This window comes from Dyadobacter fermentans DSM 18053, assembly GCF_000023125.1.
Classification (GTDB): domain Bacteria; phylum Bacteroidota; class Bacteroidia; order Cytophagales; family Spirosomataceae; genus Dyadobacter; species Dyadobacter fermentans.
This window is the reverse complement of record NC_013037.1, coordinates 465,881-478,668: the sequence shown is the minus strand read 5'-3', so window position 1 is coordinate 478,668 and position 12,788 is coordinate 465,881. Positions and strand designations below refer to the sequence as shown.

Below are 12,788 nucleotides of genomic sequence, written 5' to 3'. Positions count from 1 at the left end.
GCCTTATTAACGAACCTGCTAGCCATACACCCTGCGCACCTAACTATCATTGGATCAACGATATATGAATGAATTCTACAAACTAATTCTCCTCTTCTCGTTAGGATGTTTGCTTTCGGCCAGCCAGTGCAGTACAGTCGGCCAGCACAACGGCCGGGAGCGGACGGAAGAAGTAGTCGAATCCAAGCCGCAGGAAGGTTTTGCGGAGGACACCGTTCTCATCCATCAGTATCACAAGCTTGCTTCCGAGTACCTTTTTCAGGACGCCGAAAAGTCGATGTTCTATTCGAAACATGTGCTGCGTCTCTCGCAAAAACACCAGTGGGGTAAAGGAAAGCTATTGGCATACAACCTTTTGAGCACCTATTACCTGCTGGACGGCAGCTACGATGTGCTGCGGGAATTGTCCAATGAAACGATCACCTTGTCGCGGCAACTGAACATGCCGATGTTTACGGCGCACGGAAAACGTTTCCTGGGCGAAAGCTATTCGGAATACCGGCAGTGGGACTCTTCGCGGATTAATTACGAACATGCGGTGCAGATATTCACCCGCCTGAAAGCCGACAGCTCACTTGCCCTGAGTATCGAAAACCTCGGCAACTGCTACCGCGAAAAAAGCATGTACGACGTGGCCGTAAAACTCTACGACCAGGCCTATGAGATGTTCGACAAAATGAATTCCGACTGGGGCCGGGCGACGGTTTTGCAGAGCATCGGCTATATGCACGTGCGGCTCGCCCATTATGCCGAATCTGAGAAGTATTTTCAGCAAAGTATTGCGCTCTTCCGCAAGATCGGCAACCGTTATGGGGAGGTCAACTGCCTCAATGACCTCAGTAACACCTATTATTACCAGAAAAAATACGACCAGTCGATCGAGGCCGGGCTGCGGGCATTGGCCTACTCCAAAATCTACCACTCGACGCAGCAAACCAACTGGGCGCTTGTGACGCTCTCGCGTTCGTACAAGGCCAAAGGAATGTACGACGTAGCGCTGGATTACAGTCAGGCCGTCAATTTCGTGCGGCGTATGATCCACGACGAGACGATCAAGCGGCAATACACGATGTACCAGCTCATGCACGACAATAAGCTGATGGACAATGAAATACAGCAGAAGATCATCAACGAGCAGCGCATTGTGCAGCGGTTCCTGATCGGCTTCTCGTGCCTCGCCATCCTGTTTGTGATCTTCCTTTGGTTCAACAACAAAAAGCTCCGTGCGAAGAATGCCGAAATCCAGTCGGCGCTCATCGAAGGGCAAACGATCGAACGGAAACGCGTGGCGGCCGAGCTGCACGACCACCTCGGCGGCACGCTCGCTTCGCTGAACTGGTATTTGTACGGCATCGACAAAAAGGTACTTTCCGAGGAAGAGCAGAAGATTTACGACAGCGTCCACCAGATGGTCGGCGCGGCATACAAGGAAGTCAGGAGCCTCTCGCACAACCTCATGCCTGCCGAACTCGAAGAGCATGGCCTCACAATGGCATTGCACCGGCTGATCAGCAAGTTGAACGAAAACAAGAACATCGCCTTCACTTTCAACCTGACAGGCATGAACAACCGGCTCAACAACAAGATCGAGTTTGAGCTGTACAGCATTGTACTTGAATTGACCAACAACATTATCAAGCATTCGGGGGCCACCCAGGCGTCGGTGGACCTGACGGAAAATGTCAAAACGATCGTGCTCGTCGTGAGCGACAACGGCACAGGCATGATCGAACCGAACCGGCAAGGGGTCGGTTTGAGAAACATCAAAAGCCGCGTAGAAAGCCTGCACGGTAAAATACAAATCCAAAGCGAGGCACAGCACGGAATCCGCATCGAGATCGAGATCCCGAAAGTGATCATCAGGTGATTTTGCCGCCTGGTGAGACTGAACGGCCCATTCTGGTCGTTACCTCTTATAGAAAAGATTGAAGCACCCTCATGAACGTTACCGAAAAAGCGCGTGAATTTATTTCAGAAACCAGCGACAGCCTGCACAACGGCACTTTTGTAAAACTTTCCCTCGGAAACTACCGCGGGCCCGACGACACACTCAAAAACATCTACATCAAGCCGATTCTCATCAAAAAGGAGCCGCGGCTCAGCCTTACCTACCGCCATAAAACGCGGGATATTGCCAAGAATCACACTTTTGAGGAGGTGGAGCAAATGCTGCTGCAATGGCTGGGCAACGATTTTCGCGTGGCTACGTTGCAAACCGTCAATTCGGACACGCTCTTCGAAATGCACCCAAGCGGCAAGGCTACTTTGAAGAAAAAGGCCGTGTCAGGCCGGGAGGCGCCCTCGCTCAGTCACGACAAGGCCAAAAATAGGCTCATCGCCCCGGCGGAGAAGGGCTACTTGTTTGACCTGAAAATCACCGACCAGCAAGGCAATGTGTTTCACAATGCGCAGGACAAATTCCGGCAGATCAACCATTATATCGACATTCTGAGCAGCCTCATCCGGGAAATCGGACCGGGCAGGCAGGTAAGGGTAGCCGATATGGGCTCGGGCAAGGGTTATCTTACATTTGCCCTTTACGACTACCTCCGAAATGTGCTCCAACTGGACCCGCAAGTGACCGGCATCGAGTTTCGCAACGACCTCGTAACGCTCTGCAATGAGATCGCGCGGAAGGCGGGGTTCGAAGGGCTCTCCTTCCGCGAAGGCACGATCGACCAGTTCGATGCTGCGGGTACCAATATCCTCATTGCCCTCCACGCCTGCGACACGGCTACGGACGACGCCATTTTCAAGGGTATCCAGGCGGAATCGGACCTGATCGTGGTCGCGCCGTGCTGCCACAAGCAAATCCGCCGCCAGATAGAACAGCACAAGGCAGAGAACGACGTGAGCTTCCTCACCCGGCACGGTATTTTCCTGGAAAGACAGGCGGAAATGGTCACCGACGGCATTCGTGCGCTGGTGCTCGAATATTTCGGCTACAAAACGAAGGTGTTTGAATTTATTTCCGATGCCCACACGCCCAAAAACGTCCTCATCGTGGGAACAAAGGGAAACAGAAGTGAGAAATCGCAGGCCGCGGCGCTGGAAAAAATCAGGGAGGCTAAGCAGTTCTTTGGCATTGAATACCATCACCTTGAAAGATTGGCGGGCATTTGAAGGCTCAAAAATGCCCCTTTTCCCATCCTGGTAGCTTATATTTGCAACTTTTTGTGAACCTAATAATCAATTATGTGGAATAAAATAGCGACTTACATTATCCGCTACCGGCTTTTGTGGGTTGCACTAGTGTTAGTATCGACGGTTTTCATGGCCTACGAAGCCAGCAAAATTGAACTCTCCTACAACTTCGCCCGCATTCTGCCTTCCAACGACCCCGTAGAGAAAGAATACCAGGATTTCCGCAAGCTTTTCGGCGAAGACGGAAGCGTAATGGTGATCGGCTGGCAGGACCCCCAACTTTTCGAAATCAACAAATTCCGCGACTGGTGCAAGCTCTCCCAGGAAATCCGGGAGACGGAGGGAATCAAAAACGTCCTTTCGCTTGCCAACGTCTACAAGATCGCCCGGAACGATAGCCTCTCCCGCTTCGACTTCGCCCCGGTGATCCGCGACATTCCCACCACGCAGGCAGAAGCCGACAGCATCAAAAAAGAAATTGCCGCCCTGCCCATTTACGAAGGTCTGGTGCTGAACAGCAAAACCAATGCAACGCTGATCGTCATCACTTTCAACGATAAAGAACTCAATTCCAAGCGCCGCCTGACGATCGTCGATGATATTGAAAAGATCGCCGAGCAATTCGCCACGAAATACGATACCGACCTGCACTATTCCGGCATGCCGTACATCCGGACGGTGAACATGAAGAAGATCTCCGGCGAAATGCAGCTTTTCATGGGACTGGCCGTATTTGTGACCTTGTTCATCCTCTGGGCGTTTTTCCGCTCGTTCCGCCTCACATTGCTCTCCATTACCGTCGTGCTGATCGGCGTGGTGTTCTCGGTGGGCACATTGCATTTGTTTAATTACAAAATCACGGCGCTTACCGGTCTCATTCCGCCCCTGCTCATTGTGATCGGGGTGCCAAACTGCGTGTTCCTGATCAACAAATATCAGGCTGAGCTCGTATTGCACAGCAACAAGGACGAGGCCCTGCGCGAAATGATCCGGCAGATCGGCCTATCGACCTTCCTCGCCAACATGACCACGGCCATCGGGTTTGGAGTGTTTTATTTTACAAACAGTATCCTGCTGGTGGAATTCGGCGTCGTAGCGGCCATTAATGTGATGGTAACCTACGTGCTTTGCCTCGTGCTTTTGCCCATTACCCTGCATTACATGAGCACACCCAAGCCCCGCCACCTGAAACACCTGGACGGAAAATGGGCCGCGGGCTTTTTGAGAATGGTGGATCGCCTGGTGCATAACCACCGCAAGGAAATTTACATTGCCATGGGTGTGATGATCGTCGTGTCGGCATTCGGGATGACTAAGATCAAAACGATCGGTTATGTGGTGGACGACTTGCCGAAGAAAGATGTGGTTTACACCGACCTGCGTTTCTTCGAAAAGAACTTCAATGGCGTGCTGCCGTTCGAGGTGATGATCAACACCAAACAGCCGAATGGTGTTTTTGCCGATCAGGCCAAGACGCTTTATAAAATCAAGGCATTCCAGAACGAAATGGCCAAGTTCCCGGAATTTTCGAAACCTGTTTCCATTGTGGAGGCTTCGAAGTTCCTCTACCAGGGATACCGCGGCGGCGATGCCAAATACTACGCATTGCCCGGCGTGCTGGAATTGAACAAAATGACGCCTTACCTGCAAAGCCAGGAGGGCGCGGCAAAGCAGCTTACTTCGTTCCTGAACGAGGATAAAAGCGTTACCCGTGTGAGCTTCCAGATGGCCGACGTCGGTTCTGAGCGCATTAAGGAGCTCATGGGCCGCATTCGTCCCAAAGTGGATTCGATTTTCAGTCCGGAACAATACAAAGTGAGCCTTACCGGCCACAGCCTTGTGTTCCTGAAAAGTAACGATTACCTGCTCAGCAACCTGTACGAGAGCTTGCTGATCGCCATCGTCCTCATTGCGATCGTCGGCATGGTGCTCTTCCGCTCGATCCCCATTATCCTGCTTTCCAAACTGCCTTGTCTGATCCCGCTCGCATTAACGGCCGGCATTATGGGGTATTTTGATATTTATTTCAAACCAACCACGATCCTGATTTTCAGCATCACGTTCGGTATTGCCTCGGACGGAACGGTGTACTTCCTCACGCGCTACCGCGAGGAGCTGTACAAAAAAGGACTTTCCCCTTCCAAAGCCGTAACCGCTTCTATTTTCGGGACGGGATTGAGCATGATTTACACGGCGGTGATCCTGTTCTGCGGGTTTTCGATCTTTTCGGCTTCGAGCTTCGGCGGAACGGCCGCTATGGGTGTGATGGTTTCTATCACTTTGCTTGTAGCGATGTGTACCAACCTCATCCTTCTGCCTGCATTATTGCTCTCGATTGCCAAGCGGCAGGGAAAAAATGTAAAACCGAGCTAGTATATTAGCCGTTGCTACATTAATTCCCTTTCATACATGAAAAAATTCCTCACAGCGCTATCCCTTTCCATTACGGGGATAGCGCTGCCCGTTTCGGCCCAAACCGACTTCCAGGCCGACTCTGTCTTTATCCGCAAAATTTACGACACCGCGCTCGGCGAAGGCAAAGCCTACGAATGGCTGCGGCACCTTACCAAACAGGTCGGGCCGAGGCTGAGCGGCTCGGCAGGCGCTGCCAAAGCGGTAGTTTATACCAAATCGGTGATGGAAGGTGAGCGCTTTGACAATGTGTTCCTGCAAAACGTGATGGTGCCCCACTGGGTGCGCGGGGCGAAGGAGAAAGCGCAGATCATCGTTGGCAAACAGAAAACCGAAGTTGCCATTGCCGCATTGGGCGGCTCCATTGCCACGCCGAAGGGCGGTATCAGGGCAAAAGTGATTGAGGTAAAAAGCTTCCAGCAGCTCCGCGACCTTGGCTCCGAAAACGTAAAAGGCAAAATCGTGTTCTTCAACCGGCCGATGGACCCGACCAAAATCAATACATTCGAGGCATACGCCGGTGCCGTAGAGCAGCGGGCGTCCGGTGCGAGCGAGGCGGCCAAGCTGGGCGCTATCGGTTCCATTACGCGCTCGATGACCACCCGGCTCGACGACTTCCCGCACACAGGCAGCATGCGCTACGCAGCAGGCGCGCCTATGGTTCCCGCGGCGGCGATCAGCACGAACGGGGCAGAATTGCTCAGCAAAACCTTGCAGGCCAATCCCGAAGCCGAATTTTACTTCGAACAAAACTGTGAAACCCTCCCAGACGCGGCATCGCATAATGTGATCGGTGAGCTGAAAGGCAAAACGAGCCCTGCAAAGTACATAGCCATAGGCGGTCACCTCGATTCGTGGGATTTTGCCCAGGGCGCGCACGACGACGGTTCCGGCTGTGTGCAGTCCATCGAAGCGGTGCGCATCCTGAAAGCATTGGGCTACCAGCCCAACCACACTTTGCGCGCGGTGATGTTTATGAACGAAGAGAATGGGCTGAAAGGCGGCATAGCCTACGCGGACTCGGTGAAAACGCGTAAAGAAACGCACGTTGCAGCCATTGAATCGGACCACGGCGGGTTCTCACCGCGCGGTTTCGGGATTGTGGGTACGCCTGCGCAGAAGGCGAAAATTCAGCAATGGACGAAATTGTTCGCAGCCTATGGCGTCCATGAGCTCGGCCCTGGCGGCGGTGGCGCGGACATTGGGCCGCTTGCGCAGCAGGGCACGGTTCTGCTCGGCCTTATGCCCGATTCGCAACGCTATTTTGACTACCATCACGCCGCGAACGATACATTCGAGGCAGTTAGCAAGCGGGAGCTCGAACTCGGTGCCGCGGCCATGGCTTCCATGCTGTACCTTATCGATAAATATGGCCTCTAAGGCAGTCCTTGCCCCAGGGGCTGAAGCCCCTGGATAGGAGATGTTCCGGGCCGCTGGCCCTCATTGCAACAAAAGGGGCTTTCGCCCCTTTTTTATTGAATTTTTTCGAAGGTTTTGTCCATCCACTCCTCGGGGATGTCGTCCAGTGCCTCTTTCAGTTTTTCGGCCCAGATCCTCGATATTTCCTCCATATCCTTCTGCTCATAACGGTGTTCGGCGATCGCGAAACTGTCCTTTTTGTACAGCACGACGTCGATCGGGAAGTCTACGTCGTTGTTGCTAACGCGTGTGGAATCGAAAGACAGGAAGCCGGCTTTCAGCGCCTGTTTCATTGACGAGTTCTCATTCAGCACGCGGTTTAGGATCGCCTTGCCTTGTCCGGAGTTGCCGATAATCACGTAAGGCGAGCCCTCGTCGAGCTCTACCCAGTTGCCTTCCGAATAGAGCAGGAACAGCTTGTGGTCCTTATCGTCTTTCAACTGCCCGCCTACGATGGTGTTGAGGTTAAATTTGAGGCCAGACCTTTCCAGGCTCGCCTTATCTTCCTCGGCCACCCGCTTAATCTGCTCCCCGAATGCATTGACGGCCTTATAAAGCTTGTTGTAAACCACCCCTTCGCTGATCAGTTCCTCAAAGTAATGCACGGCCTTGTCGCGAACAGACCTCAACCCGCTGGTCATGATGAACATCGAGTAGTTATCCTGCTGGGTGACGTACATTTTCTTTTTGGTGGTGGTATTGGTGCCTGCGGTGATGCGCGTGTCGGCCAGGGCAACGAGGCCCTCTTTTACTTTTATTCCTAAGCAATAAGTCATTTTTCTACACTTTAAACCGGCCCAAAAATACCAAATCACAACCTGAACATCCTAACAAATCCCTTTTTCATCGATATTTAGGGCCAAACATATCCCCGCCACCGCCATGATCCACACCGCTCACCTCTTCGCAGACCTCGACGAACATCTCATTACCCTGCTCCGGTCGCTCACGCCGGAAGAGTGGGAAAAGCCAACCGTTGCAAAGCTCTGGAAAGTCCGCGACGTGGCTGCACATCTGCTCGACGGCAATATCCGCGCCATTTCCATATACCGCGACGGCCACTTCACCGCGCCCGACCGCGCGATCAATGGTTACGACGATCTGGTAAGTTATCTCAACCATTTGAATGCTGAATGGGTAAATGCCTCGAAACGCATCAGCCCCGCGCTGCTCACCGATCTGCTGGAAAGCACCGGGAAACAATACGCAGCCATCATGCAGGAGCAGGACCTGAATGCCGACGCGGTCTTTTCCGTTTCCTGGGCTGGCGAAAGCGTTTCCAAAAACTGGTTTCACATTGCCCGCGAATACACGGAAAAATGGCATCATCAGCAACAAATACGCGAAGCAACGGGCAGGCCCGAATTGCAAAACCGTATTATGACGCCGCGTTTCTTGCGGCCGCTCATCGAAACCTTCGTGCGCGGGCTTCCACACACGTACCAGCATACCCAGGCGGAAACGGGCACGTCCGTACGCATTGCGATCCGGCTGAATGAAGTTTTCGAATGGTTTTTGGTTAAAACGAACGATGGCTGGACCATCAGCGACGCATGCAGCACCGTCCCCGAAGCATCGGTAACGCTCGACGCCGATACCGCCTGGAAGCTTTTCACAAAAGCCATTAAACCAAACGACGCATTATCAAAATTACAGATCACTGGGAATAAAGAACTTGCAGGCGTTACATTAAACCTGATTGCCGTAATGGCATAGCCCGGACGGCCGACTTTTCAATCCGAAATGGGCAGCAAAACAGTATATAAGGGCATGAAAGTATATCAAATAGCAATCCTGCTTTGCATGCTGGCTTGCGGCGGCACACAAAGCCCCGGACCATCGGCTCCCGCCGGCACTGACCCGATTGAAGAATCGGGCAAGCCGCAATACCTGGCCCTGGGCGATTCCTATACGATCGGGCAGAGTGTGGCGCCCGACGAGCGGTGGCCTGTGATATTGGCAGACGAACTCAAAAAAGCGGGCAAGCCAGTGGCCACGCCGAAGATCGTCGCCCGCACGGGCTGGACCACGCGCAACTTGCTCGACGCATTAGAACAGAGCCCTCCCACCGGCACGTTCGACCTTGTGTCGTTGCTTATCGGCGTAAATAACCAGTACCAGGGCAGAAATAAGGAAGAATACCGGATCGAATTCCGACAGCTTTTGCAGCAGGCGATTGCGTACGCCGGCGACGATGCCGGTAATTTATTCGTGCTATCCATTCCCGATTGGGGCGTTACCGCCATCGGCGAAGGCAACCGTGAGCACATAGCCGCCGAAATCGACAGCTTCAACGCCATTGCGAAGGAGGAATGCCAGAAACTCAAAATCGTTTTCATCGACATTACACCAATATCCCGCAAAGCACTCAACGACCCTACGATGATTGCGAGCGACCAGCTGCATTTCTCGGGCAAAATGTACCGGCTATGGGTGAATGAAGCCCTTCCGAGGGTGAGGCAGCTGTTTTAGCAAAACAAAAAACCTCCGCTGCATACCAGCGAAGGTTTATGTACTATTATTCCAAAATTCTAATAACCTTAATTCAAGCTTCCTGCAAGGCTTTCAGGCGAAATACCAGGCCGTCCATGGCCGGCGACGGCCGGAGCTGGCACGAAAGCCTGCTGTTAGCGTCGGCATTCGGCAGCGTATCGAGCGTGTCGAGTTCCTGGTCGTTCGATTCGGGCAGGTTTTCCTTGCCTTCGAGCACTTCAATGTGGCAGGTAGCGCACAATGCCATTCCGCCGCAGGTGGCCTGGATGTCGTATTCGTATGCTTTCAGGAGTTCCATCAGGTTAAAGCCCATATCGGTGGGCACTTCCAGGGCCTGACGCTCCCCTAAGTCGTTCTCTATGAATATATTGATCATGACTAAAATGGATTAACACCGTTAACCGTGGTGTATTTGAAGCTTAGTTTCTGGTCGGGGTAAACGTACTTGAATGCGCTTTGCATCATGATGGCCGCTTCGTGGAAACCGCATAAAATGAGTTTCAGCTTACCCGGGTAAGTGTTGATGTCGCCAATGGCGTAAATGCGTTCGACGTTTGTAGAGTAATCGAATGTGTCGACCACCACCGCCGATTTTTCGACGCCCAGGTTCCAGTCGGCAATGGGTCCTAGCTTTGGGCTCAGGCCGAAAAGCGGGATGAAATCGTCGGTAGGAATGGTGATGAGCGATTTGTCATTCCCTAGCACGGATACTTCTTTGAGCACGCCATTTCCGCCGAGTTTGTTCACCTGGGATTGCAGGATAAGGTCAATTTTACCTTTTCCGGCCAGTTCGTACACTTTTTCGGCGGAATCGGGCGCGCCGCGGAATGTATCGCCGCGGTGCACGAGCGTGACGCGTTCGGCCACGTCGGCAAGGAAGATCGTCCAGTCGAGTGCGGAGTCACCGCCGCCAGCCAGTACTACTTTCCGGTTGCGGAACTGCTCGGGCTTTTTAACCATATAATGCACGCCCTTGCCTTCGAAATATTCCAGCTGCTCCACCGCCGGCTTCCGCGGCTCGAAGCTGCCCAGTCCGGCTGCGATCACCACTACCTGGCAATGCACGCCGGTGCCTTCATTGGTGCGGACGATGAAGCTGCCGTCGTCCTGCTTTTCCAGCGCTTCTACCCTTTCGCCCAATGTAAAACCGGGTTTGAACTCCTCGATCTGCCTCATGAGGTTGTTCACGAGGTCTTCGGCGATAATGGCCGGGGCGCCGGGAATGTCGTAAATGGGCTTTTGAGGATAAATCTCGGCAAGCTGGCCGCCTACTACCGGCAGCGCGTCGATAAGGTGGCAACGCATTTTGAGCAGTCCGGCCTCGAAGACGGCGAACAGGCCAACGGGCCCGGCGCCGATTATGCAAATGTCTGTATGGATCATAAAACGATGTGAATGAGAACTTTGGAATACTTTGATGTTCCAAAAGTACTAGTCATTCACATCGCACGCCAATCACAATAGGTTATCTGCTATAACCAAAAGTTATAATGTCAGGATTCGGTGATCATGAATTGGAGCATATCGGGCAGCACCTCGATTTCCACTTCGACGGGCTTTTCCAGTTTCAACCGCTCGTCGTCGGCGTGTGCGTCCTTACCGTCCCAGAATATCTTCACTTTTTTGGCCCGGATGGTGGAGAAGCTGAACTCCTTGTCCTCGTCATTAATGCGGCTGAGCAGGAACGACTCGAATTTATTGCGGCTCGCTTCGGAAACCATCACCACATCCAGGCAGCCGTCGCCGGGGTCGGCCGTGCCGGCGAGCACGAGGTTAGGCCCGATGGAGCGGATATTCATAACTTCCACCATAATATAATTGCCCGAATGCTCCACGCCGTCGGCCACGATCGTGCATGGCCGGGCCTCGTAGGTTTGCACGATTTCCAGCAGCACGGCCCGCGCCGCTTTCAGCTTTTCTTCCGCGGTGTCGCCGATATCCCCTTCGATTTTATCCATCACCTTCATCAGCCGTGGAAAAATGCCGTAGCCAAATGCTTCGAGGAAAAACAGATCGTCGCGCACGCCGTGCACGCGGCCGATGTCGAAAGGTTGCAGCTTATAGTGATGCCAATGCGGGATAATGTCTTTGGGATGCCCCTCGATCTGCAAGGCGGTAGCAATGTTGTTGGCCGTGCCGTGCGGCAGCAACGCGAGCGGAAATTGCTTGTCGAGCCGCTTGCGCTGCATCAGGGCCTTGGCCGCGCGCCGTACGGTGCCGTCCCCGCCCGCGATGATCAAAAAGTCGGTTTTCTCTTCGAATTCATCCCAGCCTTCCTCCTTCACGGAGGCGTACTCACATTCGAAACCTTCTTTTTTTATGATTTTCAGCAGCTCTTTTTTCGAAAAATCGTTATCCCCGGCTGTGGGGTTGTGCAAAAGGGTTGTCCGTTTCATAGCAGGATGTGTAGTTAATCCAGCTTTTTATAAAAAACATACCAGGCACAATTTTATTAATGCACACCTGAAAACGCTATACGTTATGAGAATCCTGGTAACGAACGATGATGGAATATACAGCCCGGGCATTGCAGCGCTCGCCAAAATCGCGGCGCGGTTCGGAGAAGTGAAAATTGTGGCACCCGATGTGGAACAATCCTCTATGGGTCATGCCATTACGGCTTCCAGGCCGCTGTCCTACAAAAAATCGCCCATCGAGTTCGAGGGCATCGACGCCTACCGTGTAAACGGTACGCCCGCCGACTGCGTGGCGCTCGGACAACACCTCTGGGACAAGCCCGATGTGGTGCTCTCGGGGATCAACCTGGGGCCAAACCTGGGGAATGCGATGTGGCATTCGGGCACACTGGCCGCAGCCAAGCAGGCCGTTTTGTTCGGCATTAAAGGCATTGCATTGAGTACCCCTACGGACGTTGAGCCCGATTTTGAGAAACTCGACCCATTTGTGGAAAAGGCACTGGACCTGCTGTTCAAGAACCCGCACCTGAACCTGGTGAATGTGAATTTTCCGCACAGCCCGAAAGGCGTGCGCTGGACGCGGCAGTCGGTTCGGCTTTACGACAATAACATTGTCCCGGCCCTCGACCCGATGGGCCGCAAGCACTACTGGTTCACCGTCGTGCCGCTCGAACCGGCAGAAGAAGGCACCGACCGCTGGGCGATCGAAAACAACTTCGTGTCCATCACCCCGCTCCGCCTCGACCTGACCAACGAGGCCGAACTGGTGAAAGCGCAGCTCGCCTACCCGATTACCTAGGCCCGGCGCAGACGGGCGCATCCAATCGCCGGAGAAACCGGCGGGAAACGTCCCCTACCACACCATTCCGAATCCCGCGCCTGCCCGGTGCGGGATTCTTTTGT

11 protein-coding genes are annotated in these 12,788 nt (G+C 53.4%); 7 read left to right on the top strand and 4 right to left on the bottom strand.

Annotated elements, in window-relative coordinates:
* The first annotated feature begins 64 nt into the window (after window positions 1-64).
* The 4 genes from DFER_RS02050 to DFER_RS02035 all read left to right on the top strand — a co-directional run bounded on the left by DFER_RS02050 (window position 65) and on the right by DFER_RS02035 (window position 6,936).
* Window positions 65-1,867, top strand: a complete 1,803-nt coding sequence (locus tag DFER_RS02050; protein ID WP_012780032.1) for a tetratricopeptide repeat-containing sensor histidine kinase — start codon at window positions 65-67, stop codon at window positions 1,865-1,867.
* Between the two features lie 71 nt (window positions 1,868-1,938).
* Window positions 1,939-3,123 (top strand): class I SAM-dependent methyltransferase, encoded by a 1,185-nt coding sequence (locus DFER_RS02045; protein WP_012780031.1) that lies wholly within the window; start codon window positions 1,939-1,941, stop codon window positions 3,121-3,123.
* A gap of 72 nt (window positions 3,124-3,195) precedes the next feature.
* Entirely contained in the window at window positions 3,196-5,517 is a 2,322-nt protein-coding gene (locus tag DFER_RS02040) for an efflux RND transporter permease subunit (protein WP_012780030.1), read from the top strand.
* Window positions 5,518-5,553: 36 nt separating this feature from the next.
* Complete coding sequence (locus tag DFER_RS02035; RefSeq protein WP_012780029.1) at window positions 5,554-6,936, top strand: M20/M25/M40 family metallo-hydrolase; 1,383 nt, start codon at window positions 5,554-5,556, stop codon at window positions 6,934-6,936.
* A gap of 92 nt (window positions 6,937-7,028) precedes the next feature.
* Here the strand turns inward: DFER_RS02035 and DFER_RS02030 are convergent, their stop codons facing one another.
* Window positions 7,029-7,751, bottom strand: a complete 723-nt coding sequence (locus DFER_RS02030) for a proteasome-type protease (protein WP_012780028.1) — start codon at window positions 7,749-7,751, stop codon at window positions 7,029-7,031.
* 106 nt (window positions 7,752-7,857) lie between these two features.
* Here DFER_RS02030 and DFER_RS02025 point away from each other — a divergent pair, with 106 nt between their 5' ends.
* Together DFER_RS02025 and DFER_RS02020 are read left to right on the top strand one after the other, a co-directional pair.
* Window positions 7,858-8,691, top strand: coding sequence for a maleylpyruvate isomerase N-terminal domain-containing protein (locus DFER_RS02025; protein WP_012780027.1), 834 nt, complete (start codon window positions 7,858-7,860; stop codon window positions 8,689-8,691).
* A 54-nt stretch (window positions 8,692-8,745) separates the two neighbouring features.
* Complete coding sequence (locus DFER_RS02020) at window positions 8,746-9,447, top strand: SGNH/GDSL hydrolase family protein (protein ID WP_041735727.1); 702 nt, start codon at window positions 8,746-8,748, stop codon at window positions 9,445-9,447.
* 73 nt (window positions 9,448-9,520) lie between these two features.
* On the opposite strand, the gene DFER_RS02015 is transcribed toward DFER_RS02020, so the two are convergent.
* From DFER_RS02015 to DFER_RS02005, 3 genes are all read right to left on the bottom strand, one after another.
* The gene (locus DFER_RS02015) at window positions 9,521-9,844 is read right to left on the bottom strand and encodes a 2Fe-2S iron-sulfur cluster-binding protein (protein ID WP_012780025.1); all 324 of its coding nucleotides are present in this window, start codon (window positions 9,842-9,844) and stop codon (window positions 9,521-9,523) included.
* A gap of 2 nt (window positions 9,845-9,846) precedes the next feature.
* On the bottom strand, window positions 9,847-10,851 hold the full coding sequence (locus DFER_RS02010; RefSeq protein WP_012780024.1) for an NAD(P)/FAD-dependent oxidoreductase: 1,005 nt from the start codon (window positions 10,849-10,851) through the stop codon (window positions 9,847-9,849).
* A 110-nt stretch (window positions 10,852-10,961) separates the two neighbouring features.
* A complete protein-coding gene (locus DFER_RS02005; RefSeq protein ID WP_012780023.1) occupies window positions 10,962-11,864 on the bottom strand; it encodes a diacylglycerol/lipid kinase family protein in 903 nt (300 codons plus the stop codon).
* 85 nt (window positions 11,865-11,949) lie between these two features.
* Between DFER_RS02005 and surE the strand changes: the two genes are divergently transcribed.
* A complete protein-coding gene (gene surE / locus DFER_RS02000) occupies window positions 11,950-12,684 on the top strand; it encodes a 5'/3'-nucleotidase SurE (RefSeq protein ID WP_012780022.1) in 735 nt (244 codons plus the stop codon).
* Window positions 12,685-12,788: the final 104 nt, after the last annotated feature.